Genomic DNA, 16,817 nt, shown 5'->3' with positions numbered 1-16,817 from the left:
TCCACTCGCGCGATGTCACTTGATGACATCACCGTGGTAGGGTGATGTCATTCGATGACATCGGCTTGTGGAGGCCCAGGATGAAGCGCATCCAGTACCACCAGTACGGCGGACCCGAAGTGATGCGTCTGGAGGATTTCGAGCCGGCTCGACCTGCCTCCGGCGAGGTCCTGGTCCGCGTGCGGGCAGCCGCGGCCAATCCGATGGACTGGGGTGTCCGCAGCGGCGCGATGAAGATGGTGACGGGGCGGAAGTTCCCGCGCGGACTGGGCTACGACTTCGCGGGCGTCGTCGAGGCCGTCGGCGAGGGCGTCACTCGGCTCGCCATCGGCGACGACGTACTCGGCGGGGCGTCGATCAAGGCGTCGGGAGCTTTCGCCGAGATGGTCCTGGCCGCGGAGAAAGGGGTGGTGAAGAAGCCCGAGAACCTCTCCTTCGAGGAGGCCGCCGCCATCCCGACCGTTGGTCTCACCGCACTCCAAGCCATGGTCAGGAAGGGAAAGCTGCAGCCCGGGCAATCGGTCTTCGTCAACGGCTGCCTCGGTGGAGTCGGCCGAGCCGGCGTGCAGATCGCGCTGGCGCACGGCGCCGCAGTGGGAGGCAGCTGCCGCGGCAGCGCCACGCACGACGTGCGCGACCTCGGCCTCGACCCGATCGTCGAATTCGGCTTCGACCCGACGCCGCTCAGCGGCCGATTCGACCTCGTCGTCGACACCGCCGGCACGCTCCCGACCGACGCTGCGAAGAAGATGCTGAGGCCAGGCGGACGCATCGTCGGCATCCACCCCACCCCCGCGAACCTCGCAAGGAGCGCACTCCCGGGCCCGTACAACGTCTTGATCGCCACGCCCGTCACGGCGGATCTCGAGGAGGTCGCGCGCGCCGCCGGCCGCGGCACATTGCGGGTGCCGGTCGCCCGCACGGTGCCGCTCACCGAGGCCGTCAAGGCGCTCACCGAACTCGAACGCGACGGCACGCCCAAGGGCGGCAAGCTCGTCATCACGACCGCCTGACCCTCACATCCGCCCGCCTCTCGGCCTTTCCCCATGACAGGAACTCTTCGAATGAATGCACAGGTCTGGGTGCTCGGCGGCACCGGGCGCAGTGGCCGCAGCATCGCAGCACAGCTCGCCCGGCTCGGCCTGAGCGCCGTCCTGGTCGGCCGGGACGCGAACCGCCTGCACGCCGCGGCGCAGCCGACCGGCAGCGAAACGCTGCCGGCCCCTTCCCTTGCGGCCGCCGTCGCGGAAATCCGGCAGCGACGCCCCGCCGTGGTCATCAACACGGTCGGACCGTTCACCACCACGGCCCCTGAGGTCATCTACGCCTGCCGCGCCGCCGGCAGCCACTACATCGATCTGGCGAACGATGTCGCGGCGGTCTCGGCCACGTACGAGATGCACGACGCGGCCGTCCAGGCGGGCCATACGCTGGTCACCGGTGCCGGGTTCGGCGTGACCGCCACCGAGAGCGTCGTAGTGAAGCTGTGCGAGGGCCGTCCCGCGCCGCTTCGGGTCCGGGTCGACATGGTGCCCTCGATCGCGATGGAGGAAGGCACCGCCGGTGAAGCCTTGATCGGCACCCTCCTGGGCAGCCTCCACGGTCGTCGCATCACCGACGGCCGCCTGGTACCCGCCCGGATCTTCGGCGACACGGTTCGCCTCACCCTGCCCGACGGCTCGCAGGTCACCACCGCGAGCATGCCGTCGGGCGAACTGCTCGCGGCACACCGAGCGAGCGGAGCCCGCCACGTACTCTCGGCGACCAGCGAAGCACCGTCCTCGCCCCTGATCCGGGCCATGATGCCCGCCCTGAGCACCCTCATGCGATGGGAGCGGCTGCGTTCATTCACCACCCGCCACCTCGCCCGGGTACGAGTCGAGGCGAAGGAGCGTCCGCGCGAGCACTCCTGGGGTCACGCCGTCGTGACCTGGACAGACGGCGAGACCCGAGAGGGCTGGCTGCGCCTGGGCGACGCGCAGGAGTACACCGGAGCAGTGCCCGCGGAGATCGCCCGCCGGCTGCTGGCCGGTGAGGGCCGGCCTGGCGCCTACACTCCGGCCGCCCACTTCGGCCCCACCCTCGCCGAATCGTGCGGTGCCACGTACCTGCTGCCGCAGAGCGGCCGACAGTGACCTGCCGCCGATCCTGCCCGATGCGCCGGCTTGGCGGTGGCGGTCGCCGCTGACCACCACTGCGGAGGTCGTTGTGTCCACCCCGATGCGCGGCTGACCGTCCATGGCCGCAGGCCCCTGGTCGACCAGGTCCGGTCCGGCAGGACCGTCGCCCACGTAACCGATGAGATGGGCATCTCCCGCGCCACCGCCCGCAAGTGGGTCCGCCGCCGGCGCGGCAAAGGCGATGCGGGCCGCGTCCTTCGGAACCCCAACAGAATGATCTTCGAGTGGTCAGGACAGGTCCGGGGCGGGGATGGCCTGGCCGAAGTCGCCGACGTGCAGTGCCGCGGTGGGCATCGCCCAGTGCAGGGTGCCGCCGTCGGGAAGAGCCCGCGTACCGTCCGCTGCCCCGACCGGATGAAGCCTCGGCGAGAGGGCCGCAGAACCGAGCCGGCCGCCGGGGCCGGGGCGGCGTGTCCCCGTGTGCCGACGGCCGGCCGCCGGCGCCGGAGCGGACGGCACGGGACCTGTGGCCTCCGGCAGAAGGCCTCGGAGGGTTCGAGCCGTCGGGACGGTCGGACGGCGGTGATGCGCGCCGTGCCCGGTCGGGGGCACCGTGACGCCTCCGACCGGTCGCGGGATCGTCTGTCAGCCGTTCAGGGCTTGGCGCAGGACCTTGCCGGTCTGTGCGACGGCGTCCTTGGCGGACGGTGTGTCGCGCAGCGCGTCGAGCATCATGAAGTCGTGCACGGTCCGCGGGTAGTGGAGGTGCTGGACGTCGACGCCCGCGGCGCGCAGCTTGCCGATGTAGGTCCTGGCGCCGTCGAGGAGGACGTCGGAGTCGGTGACGACGAGCGCGGGGGGCAGGCCGCGCAACTGCTCGGTGGTGGCCTTGTTGGGCGAGGCCAGCGGGTTGTCGCGGTCGGCGGCGCGTGGGGCGTACTTGTCCCAGAACCACTTCATGTTGGCGCGGGTGAGCCAGCAGTTCTCCGAGAACCGCTTGTAGGAGGCGGTGTCGAAGTTCGCGTCGGTGACGGGGTAGAGCAGGACCTGCCGGCGGAACTTCACGCCGCCGCGCTGCTTGGCCATCATGGTGACGGCGGCGGTCATGTCGCCGCCGACGGAGTCGCCGGCGACGGCGAGGCGTTTCCCGTCGATGCCGATCTCGTTGCCGTGCTGGGCCACCCACTTGGAGGCGGCGTAGGCCTGCTCGATGGCGACCGGGAAACGCGCTTCCGGGGAGGGCGTGTAGTTGACGAAGACGACTGCCGCGCGGGCTTTGTTCGCGAGCTGGCGTACCAGGCGGTCGTGGGTCTTCTCGTTGCCCAGCACCCAGCCGCCGCCGTGGATGTAGACGAGGCCGGGAAGGGTTCCCTTGACTCCGGCGGGACGGACGATGCGCAGGGACACCTGTCCGGTGGGGCCGCCGTCGACGGTCTTTTCGGTGATGTCGGCGGGGAGTTCGGGCACGGGGCCGGCCTGGAGCTTGTCGAGGACCTCCCGGGCCTGCGCGGGGGTCTGCTCGAACAGCGGCTTGCCGTCCTGGTGGGCGAGCTGGTTGAGGAAGGACTGCGTGGTGCGGTCGAGCGAGATGGGCGGCACCCCGCAGGGGACATCGCCGTTGGAGGTGTCGCCGCCGGCCGTGCCGCCGCCGGTGACGACCGACGCGGGGAGGGTGGTGGCGGCGCCGGGTGCGGCGCCGTATCCGGCCAGGACGGCGCCTGCGGCCACGGCCGCCGCCACGGTCGACAGGCTCCTGCGACGGGCTTGTCCCTCGGTTGCACGCATCAACGTCTCCTTCTGGGTGAACTTTCCCCCCTCCACGTACAGTTGCGGGCAACTCGACCGGTCGCGCAGCGGACGGGCCGTTCGGGTGATCGGGCTCTGCCGACGGAGTGACGACCGGTACCAACCGGTGTGCGCGGTCGTACACCCCTTCAGCGCCGCTGCCCCCGGCGTTCGTCACCGTGCTTCACGCCCCGCGGAAACGACCCCGCCCGCGCCCTGCGCCGGGCAGCACGCGAAAGGCCCGGATTGCCGCCCGGGTGCCGAGCCCGGATAGTGAAAGGGAGGCCGGAGAGCAGCAGGCGTCTCCGCGTACGTCGTGTGCCCCTGCCGACCGATGAAGCACGTGCTGCCCGAGCATCCGTTGCCTGCCGTTCCCGCCGTCATCAGCTTTCCGCGGAGTGCCCCGTCACCGCGAAGGAGTCCGTCATGGCCGCCCCGGTCACCACCGATGTCACGCGATGCACGATGGCCGGCCTCTATGTGGTGCGTCAGCGGCTCCGAACGGCGCATCCGGGTCGAGTGCCACCGCGAGTCCGACCGCCACGGACACTCCGTTACGAGGCCGGCGGGTGATGCTTTTGACGAGCCGGTCGCGCTGGGGCCGCCACAGGAGTCGGGGGCGTAGGGCCGTGCGACCTGCGGTTCGGTGCAGCGCGTCGCTCGGCCCTCGGGAGAACATCGACGCCGCGGTCGGCGGTCGCGTCGCGGACGCCTTCGTCTGAACCCGCCCCCGTGCCACCGCCTTCCGGGCCGCTCACGGCCGGGGGGCACCCGCACCCTCCACCGAAAGGACCGGATCATGCCCGTATGCTCCACCCGCGACGGAGTCGAGATCTTCTACAAGGACTGGGGCCAAGGACGCCCGGTCGTGTTCATCCACGGCTGGCCGCTCAACGGCGACGCCTGGCAGGACCAGCTCAAGGCGGTCGCCGACGCCGGGTACCGCGGCATCGCCCACGACCGGCGCGGCCACGGCCGCTCCACACCCGTCTGGGACGGCTACGACTTCGACACCTTCGCCGACGACCTCAACGACCTGATCAACCACCTCGACCTGACCGACGTCACCCTGGTCGCCCACTCGATGGGCGGTGGCGAACTCGCCCGCTACATCGGCCGGCACGGCACCAGGCGCCTGCGCTCGGCGGTACTGCTGTCCGCGGTCCCGCCGATCATGGCGAAGTCGGAGAGCAATCCCGCGGGTGTGCCGGACGAGGTGTTCGACTCGATCAAGAACGGCATCCTCAACGAGCGCTCACAGTTCTGGAAGGACACCGCGGAGGGCTTCTTCTCCGCCAACCGCTCCGGCAACAAGGTCACGCAGGGCAACAAGGACGCCTTCTGGTACATGGCCATGGCGCAGACCATCGAGGGCGGCGTGCGCTGCGTGGACGCCTTCGCCTACACCGACTTCACCGACGACCTCAAGAAGTTCGACATCCCCACCCTCGTCGTCCACGGCGACGACGACCAGGTCGTCCCCATCGACGCCACCGGCCGCAGGTCGGCCGAGATCATCGCCGACGCCGAGCTGAAGGTCTACGAGGGCGGCTCGCACGGCATCGCGATGGTCGCCGGCGACAAGGAGAAGTTCAACCAGGACCTGATCGAGTTCCTGCGCCGCTGACCGCCATCGGCCGCGCCACCGGGCGCAGCCGCGCAGCGCCACAGCAGCAGATGCGGCCACCCGGGCCTCGCAACTGCCGGGGCAGCTCGCGGTGTTCGACCGTACGGCGGCACTGCTCCCGGTGCGCGGCGACCGGCCGCGGTCGGGGTCGCCGGTGGTCCACTCCCCCGCGCTGGTGGCGGCACTGACGACGCTGTTCGAGACCGTGTGGGCGGCGGCCACGCCGGCGTCGACGGAGAGCCGGGACGACCGGCCGGTACCCGGCGGGGCGAACGGTCCCCGGAACACGGCTGGTTCGACGGCACCGAACGGCCCGAGCGACCCGGACCCCTGCGCCGGGCACCGGCCGGCTCGCCGTCCGCCCGTGCGGGTCCTGACCGGCACCGGCGATCCCGCGGGAGCGAGCCCCTGGGCCGGGGCTCACCGCCGCGAGGGGTTCAGGAACGCACGAGGGGCGTGTCCACCAGGTGTTCGGCCAGGAACCAGGACTGGAGCTCGCCGGTCCTGATCACCTGCGAGACGAGGAGGTCGTTGGTGCCGTCGTCGCCCAGGTCGGCGGTGCGCGCGGCGGCGTCGTGGGCCTCGACGAGGATGGTCTCGTGGGCCTCCAGCAGCCGCGACAGCATCGCCGGGACCTCCTCCACGCCGTCCGGGGGCCGCGGGATCGACGTGATCTCCGCGACGTGCCGGGAATCGCCCACGGCGACGCCGCCCAGCGACTGGACGCGTTCGGCGAGGGTGTCGACCAGCTCCAGCTGCTCGCCCGCGTGCTTGTCCAGCACCAGGTGCAGCTGGTAGAAGGTCGCGCCCCGCATCAGCCAGTGGTGCTTCTTGTAGAGGCCGTAGAGGATCTGCGTGTCCGCCAGGACCTTGTTCAGGCGCTGGCAGGAGTACATCCGGGCCTCGTACGACAGGCCGAGCGGGAACTGCTTGACGGTCCCGAAGTCCTGGATCACCTCGCCCTTCTGGTGCAGCCACGGCTGGCTGCCGCTCACGTGATGAGAGCTGGTGGTCATGATTGCCGCCTCCTGCGGTGCCGTGCTGTGCGTACCCAGGTGACGCTAGGCGGCCGGGCGGCCCCGGCTTGCCCGGCAGCGCACACCCCGGTGCCCGTCAGCGCACAGTGCCCCCGCCGTACGCCGTCGGCACACGCGCGAAGGCCGCGCGGCGCCCCCCGCAGGGAGTTCCGCGCGGCCTTCGCGCCGGACGACCGGTCACGGCCGCCTCACGTGGCCGGGCGCACCGCGTGGTGGATCAGTCGTGCAGGGCGGAGCGGAGGACGAACGCCGCCTGCTTGATGGCCGCGTCGGCGGCGTTGGTCTCGCGCAGGGCGTTGAGCATGACGAAGTCGTGGATGACGCCCGAGTAGCGCACGGCGGTGACGGGCACGCCGGCCCGGCGGAGCTTGCTCGCGTAGGCCTCGCCCTCGTCGCGCAGGACGTCGGCCTCCGCGGTGATGACCAGGGCCGGCGGCAGGCCGGTGAGCTGCTCGGTGGTGGCGCGCAGCGGGGAGGCGGTGATCTGCGCCCGCTCCGCCTCGTCCGTCGTGTACTGGTCCCAGAACCACTGCATGCCGTCGCGGCGCAGGAAGTAGCCGGTCGCGAACTGGTGGTAGGAACCGGTGTCGAAGCTCGCGTCGGTCACCGGGTAGAACAGCACCTGCTGCACCAGCGCGACGTCCCCGCGCTCCTTGGCCATGAGCGTCAGCGCCGCGCTCATGTTGCCGCCGACCGAGTCGCCGGCCACGGCCAGCCGCGCGCCGTCCAGTCCCTTGGTCCCGCCCTGCCGCACGATCCACTGGGCGACCGCGTAGTTCTGCTCGATGGCCACGGGGTAACGGGCCTCGGGGGACAGGTCGTACTCCGGGAAGACGACGGCCGCGTTCGCGCCCACGGCGAGTTCCCGGACCAGGCGGTCGTGGGTGTGGGCGTTGCCGAAGACCCACCCGGCGCCGTGGATGTACAGCACCACCGGCAGGGTGCCCTCGGCACCGGCCGGCTTGACGATCCGGGCGCGGACGCTGCCGGTCGGACCGCCCGAGACGGTGATCCACTCCTCGTCCACCTCGGGCTTGGCGATGTCGCCGGACTGCACCTCGTCGACGGCCTTGCGGCCCTCGGCCGGGGGCAGGTCGAAGAGGTAGGGCGGGTTGGCGGTCGCCTCGGCGAACGCGGCCGCGGCCGGTTCGAGCACCGGCTGAACCGGCTCGTGGACGTAGGACATGGGAACTCCTGACTCAAGTACGCGCCGGCTCCTCCGGCGACGCGGCCCGCCTCGGCGCGGGGTCCGCCGGGCCGTGCTCCGGGCCACGCTAGGTCCGCGGGGCGCGCGGTCGTTGCCCGTGCGCGCACCGGTCCTGGCCCCATCGTGCACGGCGCCGGCCCGCCGTGCACTCACGGACAAATGCCGGTGCGCTGACCGGACTCCGGGCCGCGACGGCCGGGCCTAGCGTGCTGGTGAAGCAGCCGCGGCACGGTCTCTCGTGCGTCAGATCCCAGCCTGACTCGGACGCGGCCCCCCTCACATCCCGCGCTGTGCGCCCCGCAGGAGGTTGTCGAAAGGTGTCCACGATGCCGGTCGGCGGGCTGATACCCCGCGCCACCGACGACGCGGCGGACCTGATCGTCCGCAACGCCAAGATCCATACCGGTGATCCCCGCCTCCCGCAGGCCGAGGCGATCGCCATCCGCGACGGCGTCATCACCACCGTCGGCGCGGACAAGGACGTGGCCGACCAGGTCGGTCCCGCCACGAGGGTGATCGACGCGCTCGGCCGCAGGGTGATCCCCGGTCTCAACGACGCTCATCTGCACGTGATCCGCGGCGGCCTCAACTACGTGCTGGAGCTGCGCTGGGACGGCGTCCGCTCCCTGCGCGAGGGCCTGGCCATGCTGCGCGAGCAGGCGGCCCGCACGCCCAAGGGCCAGTGGGTGCGCGTGGTCGGCGGCTGGTCGGCCGAGCAGTTCGCCGAGCGGCGGCTGCCCACCGTCGCCGAGCTGAACGCCGCCGCACCGGACACCCCGGTCTTCGTCCTGCACCTGTACCAGGCCGCGATCCTCAACCGCGCGGCCATCAAGGCGGTGGGCTACGACAAGGACACCCCGGACCCGCGCGGCGGGCAGATCGTGCGCGGCCGCACCGGCGAGCCCACGGGCATGCTGCTGGCGGCGCCCAGCGCCCTGATCCTCTACTCGACGCTGGCCAAGGCGCCGGTGCTGGACGAGGAGCACCGCAAGACGTCGACCCGTCACTTCCTGCGGGAGCTGAACCGGTTCGGGCTCACCTCGGCGATCGACGCGGCGGGCGGGTTCCAGAACTTCCCGGAGAACTACGAGACCGTCACGGAACTCGCCCGGGACGGCGAGCTGTCGCTGCGCATCGCCTATCACCTGTTCCCGCAGACCGCGGGCCAGGAGATCGACGACCTCACCCGCTGGATCGGCATGGTCCGCCCCGAGGACGGCGACGAGTGGCTCCGCCTCAACGGCGCCGGCGAGAACCTCACCTGGGCGGCGGCGGACTTCGAGAACTTCGCCGAGCCGCGTCCCGAACACGCCCCGGACTACGAGGTGGAGTTCGAGAAGGCCGTGCGTCTCCTCATGGAGAACGACTGGGGCTTCCGCCTGCACGCCACCTACGACGAGACCATCCGCCGCGACCTCGCCGTGTTCGAGAAGCTCGCCGCGGAGGGGCTCTTCCCCGGCGGGAACCGCTGGCTGTTCGACCACGCGGAGACCGTGTCGGCCGACAGCCTCGACCGGGTCGTCGCCCTCGGCGGCGCCATGTCGGTGCAGAACCGGCTGTCGTTCCAGGGCGAGGCGTTCGTGCGCCGGTACGGCATCGGGGCCGCCGCGGACGCCCCGCCGATCCGCGCGATGCTCGGCCGGGGCCTGACCGTGGCCGCCGGCACCGACGCCACCCGCGTCTCCTCGTACAACCCGTGGATCGCGCTGCACTGGCTGGTCACCGGCCGCACGGTCGGCGACCTGACCATCCACCCGCCGCACAACCGGGTCGACCGGGAGACGGCGCTGGAGATGTTCACCACGGCCGGTGCCGCGCTCACCGGCGAGCAGGACCGCAAGGGCGTGCTGCGTCCCGGCTTCCTCGGCGACCTCACCGTGCTCTCGGAGGACTACTTCGCGGTCGCCGACCCGGAGATCCCGCACATCGAGGCCCTGCTCACGGTCGTCGGCGGGCGTGTCGTCTACGGCGCCCGCGAGTACGAGGGCATGGACGAGCAGATGCCTCCCGTGACACCCGAGTGGAGCCCGGTGGCGCACTTCGGCGGCTACCGGGCCGCCCCGCCGACGGGCAGGTCGGGAGTGCGCCAGGCCGAACTGCTCGGCGAGGCCGCCGCGGAGTCGGAGCTGCACCGCCAGTGGCGTGCCCGCCGGGGTCTCGCGCCCGAGCAGGACAACCCGGTCTTCGACCCCTGCTTCTCCCTCTGAACCGGTCGCGCCCACCGCGATCCGGCCCCAGGACTTTCCCTCCCCCGGTCCCGGACGACCGTCCGGGACCGCTGCAACCCTTCTGTGAAAGGCATACTCATGGTCACCATCGCCGACGTCACCGCCGCCCCCGGCCCGGACCTGCTGACCCCCGACAACTGCGCGGTGCTCTTCGTGGACCACCAGCCGCAGATGTTCTTCGGCACGGGCAGCGGCGACCGCACCGCCATCATCAACGCGACCGTGGGCCTGGCCAAGGCCGCCAAGGTCTTCGACGTTCCGGTCGTCCTGAGCACCGTGGCCGCCGAGTCCTTCTCCGGCCCGCTCATGCCGCAGCTCGCGGACGTCTTCCCGGACCAGAAGATCATCGACCGCACCACGATGAACGCCTGGGAGGACGTCGCCTTCGTCGAGGCCGTCAAGGCGACCGGCCGCAAGAAGCTGGTCATCGCCGGTCTGTGGACCGAGGTCTGTGTCGTGCTGCCCGCCCTGTCCGCGCTGGCCCAGGGCTACGAGGTCTACGTCGTCACCGACGCCTCGGGCGGCGTCAGCCCGCAGGCCCACGAGCACGCCGTCCAGCGGATGGTCCAGGCCGGCGTGGTGCCGGTGACCTGGGTGCAGGTGCTGCTCGAACTCCAGCGTGACTGGGCGCGTGCGGAGACGTACCTGCCGGTCATGGACGTCGTGAAGGAGCACGGCGGCACCTACGGCCTGGGCGTCGTCTACGCGCAGGCCTTCATCGGCGAGCACGCCGCCGGCTGACGCGCGGTTCACGGTCGACGACGGACGTCAGGAACAGGCAGAGAACGCAATGGACAGCGGACTGTTGGTGCTCCGGCTGGTGGTGGGACTCCTCATCGCCGGACACGGGGTTCAGAAGGTCAGTTTCCGGTTGGGCGGCAACGGGCTGGCCGGGGGGACCGAGGAGTTCCGCCGCGACGGCTTCCGCGGCGGGCGGCTCACCGCCGTCGCGGCGGGCGGCAGCCAGATCGGTGCCGGCCTGTTCCTGGCGGCCGGACTCCTCACCCCGCTGGCGGCGATGGCCGCCATGGGGGTGATGACGGTGGCCGGCACCGTCAAGTGGCACAAGGGGCTGTGGGTCCAGAACGACGGTTACGAGTACCCGCTGGTCCTCGTCACCGTCGCGGCGGTCCTCGCGCTCACCGGGGCGGGCCGCTGGTCGCTCGACCACCTCCTCGGGGCGGCTTCCTGGCCGCTGTGGACCTCCCTGGCGGCGATCGTCGTCGGCCCGGCCAGCGGGCTGACCACCCGCGCCGTGCTGGGTCACGCGCCCGCCCCCGCCCCTGCCACGGACGGGAGGTGACGGCATGCGCAGGCTGCTGACCGACGCCGCCCACACCCTCGTCCCGCCGAAGGGCGACCGGCACGGGCCGCTGCCGCCGCTGATGCTGGGGCTGACCGTGGTGACCGGTCTGATCGACGCCGTCACCTATCTGGCGCTCGGGCACGTCTTCGTCGCCAACATGACCGGAAACGTCGTCTTCCTGGGCTTCGCCCTGGCGGGCGCGCCGGGCCTGTCCGCGGCCGCGTCCGTCGTCTCGCTGCTGTCGTTCCTCGCCGGGGCGCTGGCGGGCGGACGCTTCGCCACCCGCCACGCCGCGCACCGCGCGCGGATGCTGACGGCGGCCACCGCGGTCCAGACGGTCCTGGTCGCCGGCGCGGTGCTCGCCGTCGCGGTCGGGCACGGTGAGGTGACCGGCCCGGTGAAGTACGCGCTCGTCGTGCTGCTGGGCCTCGCCATGGGGCTCCAGAACGCCGTCGCCCGGCGCCTGGGCGTCCCGGACCTGACCACCACCGTCCTGACGCTGACCCTGACCGGGCTGGCCGCCGACTCCGCCCCGGCCGGCGGGGCGGCCCCCCGGCCCGGCCGGCGCATCCTCTCCGTGCTGGCCATGTTCCTCGGGGCCCTCGTGGGCGCCGTGCTCCTGCGGCACGCCTCGCTCCTCCTGGTCCTGGTCCTGGCCCTGGTGCTGCTCGCGGCGGCCCTGGTCACCGTCCGCCGCCACTGGTCCTCCGCCGCCGAGTGGACGAGGCCGCAGTCGTGAAGCAGGCGCGCGACTCGGCCTGGGCGCCGCTCGCGGCACGCGTCTTCCGCGCCCTGTGGATCGCGCAGCTCGTGTCCAACACCGGCAGCTGGATGCAGACGGTCGGCGCCCAGTGGCTGCTCGTCGGGCACGACGCCGCCCTGGTGACGCTCGTGCAGACCGCGTCCAGCCTCCCGGTCGTCCTGCTCGCGCTGCCGTCCGGTGTGCTGGCCGACCGCCACGACCGCCGAAAGGTGCTCCTGGCCGCCCAGTTCGCCATGCTCGCCGTCTCCGCCGCGCTCACGGTGCTCGCCTTCCGGGGGGCGCTCTCCCCCGGCCTCCTGCTCGGTCTGACCTTCCTGCTGGGCTGCGGCACGGCGCTGATGGGCCCGGCCTGGCAGGCGATCCAGCCGGACCTCGTGGAGCGCGAGCAGCTGGGGCAGGCGGCGGCGCTGGGCGCGGTGAACATGAACCTCGCCCGCGCCGTCGGTCCGGCCCTCGGCGGCGCGGTGGTCGCCGCCGCGGGCGCGGGCTGGGTCTTCGCCTTCAACGCCCTGTCGTACCTGGGCATCTCGGGGGTGCTGCTGCTGTGGCGACGGCCGGCGGGGCACGAGCCCGCCGCCCGCGGCGAAGGGCTCTTCGCCGCCGTCCAGGCCGGCCGCCGCTATGTCTGGCACGCTCCCGGTGTGCGCCGGGTCCTGCTGCGCACGGTCCTGTTCATCCCGGGCGGGGCCGCCCTGTGGTCGCTGCTGCCCCTGGTCGCGAGCCGTTCCCTGGGACTCGGCTCGGGCGGGTACGGGCTGCTGCTCGGTGTCGTCGGCGCGGGCGCGGTCGGCGGCGCCTTCGCGCTGCCCGTGATCCGGCGGCGGCTGGGTGCCAACGGCACCCTGGCCGCCGGGGCGGCGGTCTTCGCCGTGACGCTGGTGGTGCTGGCCACGACCCGTCTTCCCTGGCTCGCGGTGGCGGCCCTGCTGCCCGCGGGGCCGGCCTGGATCGGCGTGCTGTCCACCCTCAACGCCGCCGTCCAGCAGCGGCTGCCCGGCTGGGTGCGGGGCCGGGGACTGGCGATCTATCTCGTGGTGTTCCAGGGCGGGCAGGCGCTGACCGCGCCCGTGTGGGGCGCGCTGGCCGACGCGCTGGGACTGACCGTCTCGCTGCTGACCGGGGCCGGGCTGCTGGTGGCCGGGGCCCTGAGTGTGCGCCGCTGGCCGCTGCACAGCGTGGACGGCCTCGACCCGAGCCCCTCGGACCACTGGCCCGTGCCGCCCCTGGTGTTCGAGCCCGGACCGGCCGACGGCCCGGTACTCGTCTCCGTCACGTACCGGGTCGCCCGCGAGAACTGGGGCGCCTTCAGCGACCGCATGCGGCAGGTGGCCCGCTCCCGGCGCCGCACCGGTGCCCTGACCTGGGGCCTCTACCAGGACGGCGCTGATCCGGACCGGTTCGTCGAGAACTACCTGGTGGCCTCCTGGTCCGAGCACCTGGCCCAGCACCACAGCCGGCTGACGGCCAACGACCGCCGGTTCGAGGAGCGGGCCCGCGCCCTGCTCGTGGCCGGCACCGCCCCGGAGGTGACCCATGCCTTCGACGCCACGGCCGGTTCCGTGGCCGTCGCCGGGGAGCACGGCGCGGGCCACCGGGCCCGGGGATCGACGCGTCCGAGCGGTCGCCCGGCCTGACCCCGGGGGCCCGGAAAACCCCGGAAGCCGGGGGTGGGATCGCCCGATCCCACCCCCGGCTTCGGCTCTTTCCACCCCGGCTTCGCGGGCGTGACGCACGGCTTGTCCGGCCGTCCCGCCCGGCTATCGCGGGTGCACACGGACCGCGGAACGGCGCTCGGCCTCGGTGTAACCGCCCCAGACGCCGTAGAACTGCTGGGACGTCAGGGCGAAGCGGCCGCAGGGACCGCTCACCGGGCAGCTGTCGCAGATCGCTCGCGCCGCCTCCTCGCGGTGCCGGCGGGCCCGCCCGCGTTCACCGGCGGGCGAGAAGAAGACCGAGCTGTCCATACCGCGGCACGCGGCCTCGGCCTGCCATTCCCACATCCGCGCAAGCGGCTTCGTCCGAGTCTTCATCGACCTCTCCTCCCACGGCCCGAAGGCGTCACAGCTCCGTGGCGGGATGCGGCCGGGTACGGCCGGGGAGCCGCTCGAGTGCGGCGAGCCGCTGCGCGAACGGCACCGGTTCCAGACTCTGTCCGGCGGGCTTCGGGGCCGTGCCGAGCCCGCTCACCAGGGCCGCCAGTTCGCCCGCGGCCCGTGCGATCCGGCGGTCGAGGCCCTCGGCTCCCCAGTCCTCGGAGGCGGCGTAGACCCCGGTGGGGACGACGACGGCCTTCAGGTAGGAGAAGAGCGGACGCAGCGCGTGGTCCAGGACCAGCGAGTGCCGTGCCGTACCGCCGGTCGCGGCGATCAGCACCGGCTTCCCGGCCAGGGCGCCCTCGTCGTGCACGCTCAGCGCGTCGAAGAAGGACTTGAACAGCCCGCTGTACGACGCGGAGAACACCGGCGTGACGACGATCAGCCCGTCGGCCGCGGCCACCGCGTCGAAGGCGTCGGCCAGTTGCGGCTCGGGAAACCCGTTGGTGAGGTTGTGCGCGATCTCCACCGCGAGGTCGCGCAGCTCGATCACCCGGAGGGCGGCCGGCTGGGGTTCGGGAGCGGTGGCCGCCGGGGCGGCGACCGCGGCCAGCCGGTCGGCGAGCAGCCGGGTGGAGGACGGGACGCTCAGTCCCGCCGATACGACGACGAGCTTCATACGGTGCTCTCCTCCTTCGCGTCCGTGCCCCGCGCGGCCTGCGCGTTCTTCGCGGCCAGCAGCGACCGGTGGTCCGGGGCGTCCGGCACCTGCGCCGGGCGGTTCTTCGCGAACTCCTCGCGCAGCACCGGCACCACTTCCTCGCCCAGGAGGTCGAGCTGCTCCAGGACGGTCTTCAGCGGCAGCCCCGCGTGGTCCATCAGGAACAGCTGGCGCTGGTAGTCACCCGCGTACTCGCGGAACGACAGGGTCCGCTCGATCACCTGCTGCGGCGAACCCACCGTCAGCGGGGTCTGCGCGGTGAACTCCTCCAGCGAGGGACCGTGCCCGTACACCGGCGCGTTGTCGAAGTACGGCCGGAACTCACGCACCGCGTCCTGCGAGTTCCTCCGCATGAACACCTGACCGCCCAGCCCGACGATCGCCTGCTCCGGCGTGCCGTGCCCGTAATGGGCGTACCGGTTGCGGTACAGCTCGATCATCCGCCGGGTGTGACCCATGGGCCAGAAGATGTTGTTGTGGAAGAAGCCGTCGCCGTAGTACGCCGCCTGCTCCGCGATCTCCGGCGACCGGATCGAACCGTGCCACACGAACGGCGCCACCCCGTCCAGCGGCCTGGGCGTCGAGGTGAAGCCCTGCAGCGGCGTGCGGAACTTGCCCTCCCAGTCCACGACGTCCTCACGCCACAGCCGCCGCAGCAGCGCGTAGTTCTCCACCGCCAGATCGATGCCCTCGCGGATGTCCTTGCCGAACCACGGATACACCGGGCCCGTGTTGCCACGTCCCATCATCAGGTCCACCCGCCCGTCCGCCAGGTGCTGGAGCATCGCGAAATCCTCCGCGATCTTCACCGGGTCGTTCGTGGTGATCAGCGTCGTCGAGGTGGACAGGACCAGGTTCTGCGTACGCGCGGCTATGTACCCGAGCATCGTGGTCGGCGACGACGGCACGAACGGCGGATTGTGGTGCTCACCCGTCGCGAACACGTCCAGACCGACCTCCTCCGCCTTCAACGCGATCGCGACCATGGCCTTGATCCGCTCACGCTCGGACGGCGTACGCCCCGTGGTCGGGTCCGGCGTGACGTCACCGACCGTGAAGACGCCGAATTGGGTACTCGGCGCTGTTTTTTCCGGGGGCATCGGGGATTCCTTTCACCGTGGGAGAAAGCCGGGCGGCACACGATTCGGCGATCCGAATGACGAGGTCGCCGGCAAGGGCGCTCACGGCCCTTTCAGGGCGCTGACGCGCTTTCTTCCGGCGACCCTAGAACGCGGTGACCAGCGGGCCTTGCCGGGGAACGCACGGGGTTTTGCCCGGGAAAGCACTTCCGCCCGGCTTCCGGTACGGAAGCGGCGCCGTCCGGGATTCACTGTTCATGAGGAACGCCGGACACCGGAGGCCCATGGAACACAACGGTCCCCTGGGGTGTTCAGCAGGATGCTTGCAGCTCTTGATGCTTACTCAGAAACGGACAAAAGTAATGTTCCAGCGTATTCTTGTCGCTGTTGACCCCAGCCCCGCCCGCCACTCCGTCATCCGCCTGGCCGGCGACATGGCCCGCCTGACCGGGGCCAAGGTCGGTGTTCTGCACGTCGCCCCTTCCTCGGCGTCGCTCGCCGCCGTGGTGCCCCTGGAGGACGACGCGGAGGCCAAGGCCATCCTCGACGAGGCGCTCGCCTCGCTGCGTGACGCGGGCGTGGAGGCCGAGGGCACCGTCGCCCACGGGCTGACCACCCAGATAGCCACCACCATCTCCGCCGCCGCCGTGGAGTGGCAGGCCGACCTCCTGATCCTCAGCCCCCACCACCGCGGTTCGCTCGAAGCGCTCGTCAACCCCCGGGTCAGCGACAGCGTCGCCCACCACAGCCGTGTCGCCGTACTGCTGGCGCCCGCGGACGACTCCGCCGACCGGGACTGATCCGCCGGTGGCCGGGTGAGCCACGAAGCCCGTCGCGCGCAAGGTGCGGCCCGCGAGTGCGGGCCGCACCCGGCCGCTCCCGGTCGCGTCCGGAACACGGCCGGGTCGCGA

At 72.1% G+C, this 16,817-nt stretch carries 15 protein-coding genes and 1 pseudogene; 10 read left to right on the top strand and 6 right to left on the bottom strand.

Annotated features, from left to right (window positions below):
* The first annotated feature begins 80 nt into the window (after window positions 1-80).
* From FRZ03_RS17835 to FRZ03_RS17825, 3 genes and pseudogenes are all read left to right on the top strand, one after another.
* Window positions 81-1,013, top strand: coding sequence for an NADP-dependent oxidoreductase (locus FRZ03_RS17835; RefSeq protein WP_146466153.1), 933 nt, complete (start codon window positions 81-83; stop codon window positions 1,011-1,013).
* Between the two features lie 51 nt (window positions 1,014-1,064).
* Window positions 1,065-2,135 (top strand): saccharopine dehydrogenase NADP-binding domain-containing protein, encoded by a 1,071-nt coding sequence (locus FRZ03_RS17830; protein ID WP_261399222.1) that lies wholly within the window; start codon window positions 1,065-1,067, stop codon window positions 2,133-2,135.
* A 36-nt stretch (window positions 2,136-2,171) separates the two neighbouring features.
* Window positions 2,172-2,393: pseudogene (locus tag FRZ03_RS17825) on the top strand (helix-turn-helix domain-containing protein); the annotation flags it as partial.
* 372 nt (window positions 2,394-2,765) lie between these two features.
* Here FRZ03_RS17825 and FRZ03_RS17820 read toward each other — a convergent pair.
* Window positions 2,766-3,905, bottom strand: coding sequence for an alpha/beta hydrolase (locus FRZ03_RS17820; RefSeq protein ID WP_261399220.1), 1,140 nt, complete (start codon window positions 3,903-3,905; stop codon window positions 2,766-2,768).
* A gap of 799 nt (window positions 3,906-4,704) precedes the next feature.
* Between FRZ03_RS17820 and FRZ03_RS17815 the strand changes: the two genes are divergently transcribed.
* Window positions 4,705-5,532: an alpha/beta fold hydrolase gene (locus FRZ03_RS17815; RefSeq protein WP_146466151.1), complete on the top strand. Its 828-nt coding sequence runs from the start codon at window positions 4,705-4,707 to the stop codon at window positions 5,530-5,532.
* Window positions 5,533-5,969: 437 nt separating this feature from the next.
* Here FRZ03_RS17815 and FRZ03_RS17805 read toward each other — a convergent pair whose 3' ends face one another.
* Both FRZ03_RS17805 and FRZ03_RS17800 read right to left on the bottom strand, forming a co-directional pair.
* Complete coding sequence (locus FRZ03_RS17805; RefSeq protein WP_146466150.1) at window positions 5,970-6,548, bottom strand: Dps family protein; 579 nt, start codon at window positions 6,546-6,548, stop codon at window positions 5,970-5,972.
* 238 nt (window positions 6,549-6,786) lie between these two features.
* Complete coding sequence (locus FRZ03_RS17800) at window positions 6,787-7,755, bottom strand: alpha/beta hydrolase (RefSeq protein WP_146466149.1); 969 nt, start codon at window positions 7,753-7,755, stop codon at window positions 6,787-6,789.
* 338 nt (window positions 7,756-8,093) lie between these two features.
* On the opposite strand from FRZ03_RS17800, the gene FRZ03_RS17795 reads away from it, so the two are divergent.
* The 5 genes from FRZ03_RS17795 to FRZ03_RS17775 all read left to right on the top strand — a co-directional run bounded on the left by FRZ03_RS17795 (window position 8,094) and on the right by FRZ03_RS17775 (window position 13,707).
* A complete protein-coding gene (locus tag FRZ03_RS17795) occupies window positions 8,094-9,983 on the top strand; it encodes an amidohydrolase (protein WP_146466148.1) in 1,890 nt (629 codons plus the stop codon).
* Between the two features lie 99 nt (window positions 9,984-10,082).
* Window positions 10,083-10,745 carry a hydrolase gene (locus FRZ03_RS17790; protein ID WP_146466197.1) on the top strand — a complete coding sequence of 221 codons (663 nt, stop codon included), beginning with the start codon at window positions 10,083-10,085 and terminating at the stop codon, window positions 10,743-10,745.
* A gap of 49 nt (window positions 10,746-10,794) precedes the next feature.
* The gene (locus FRZ03_RS17785; RefSeq protein ID WP_146466147.1) at window positions 10,795-11,307 is read left to right on the top strand and encodes a DoxX family protein; all 513 of its coding nucleotides are present in this window, start codon (window positions 10,795-10,797) and stop codon (window positions 11,305-11,307) included.
* A 4-nt stretch (window positions 11,308-11,311) separates the two neighbouring features.
* Window positions 11,312-12,049: a YoaK family protein gene (locus FRZ03_RS17780; RefSeq protein WP_146466146.1), complete on the top strand. Its 738-nt coding sequence runs from the start codon at window positions 11,312-11,314 to the stop codon at window positions 12,047-12,049.
* The gene (locus FRZ03_RS17775; RefSeq protein ID WP_261399218.1) at window positions 12,046-13,707 is read left to right on the top strand and encodes an MFS transporter; all 1,662 of its coding nucleotides are present in this window, start codon (window positions 12,046-12,048) and stop codon (window positions 13,705-13,707) included. Before FRZ03_RS17780 ends, FRZ03_RS17775 begins: the two co-directional genes overlap by 4 nt.
* 123 nt (window positions 13,708-13,830) lie before the next feature.
* Here FRZ03_RS17775 and FRZ03_RS17770 read toward each other — a convergent pair whose 3' ends face one another.
* From FRZ03_RS17770 to FRZ03_RS17760, 3 genes are read right to left on the bottom strand one after another with little or no spacing between them, the layout of a single operon-like run.
* The gene (locus tag FRZ03_RS17770) at window positions 13,831-14,103 is read right to left on the bottom strand and encodes a WhiB family transcriptional regulator (RefSeq protein WP_146466144.1); all 273 of its coding nucleotides are present in this window, start codon (window positions 14,101-14,103) and stop codon (window positions 13,831-13,833) included.
* Between the two features lie 28 nt (window positions 14,104-14,131).
* Entirely contained in the window at window positions 14,132-14,785 is a 654-nt protein-coding gene (locus FRZ03_RS17765) for a CE1759 family FMN reductase (protein WP_146466143.1), read from the bottom strand.
* Window positions 14,782-15,927, bottom strand: a complete 1,146-nt coding sequence (locus tag FRZ03_RS17760) for an LLM class flavin-dependent oxidoreductase (RefSeq protein WP_146466142.1) — start codon at window positions 15,925-15,927, stop codon at window positions 14,782-14,784. Before FRZ03_RS17760 ends, FRZ03_RS17765 begins: the two co-directional genes overlap by 4 nt.
* A gap of 341 nt (window positions 15,928-16,268) precedes the next feature.
* On the opposite strand from FRZ03_RS17760, the gene FRZ03_RS17755 reads away from it, so the two are divergent.
* On the top strand, window positions 16,269-16,706 hold the full coding sequence (locus tag FRZ03_RS17755) for a universal stress protein (RefSeq protein WP_146466141.1): 438 nt from the start codon (window positions 16,269-16,271) through the stop codon (window positions 16,704-16,706).
* Window positions 16,707-16,817 lie beyond the last annotated feature (111 nt).

This window comes from Streptomyces misionensis, assembly GCF_007896895.1.
In the GTDB taxonomy this organism is placed as follows: Bacteria; Actinomycetota; Actinomycetes; order Streptomycetales; family Streptomycetaceae; genus Streptomyces; species Streptomyces misionensis_A.
This window is presented reverse-complemented; position numbering and strand designations above follow the sequence as displayed.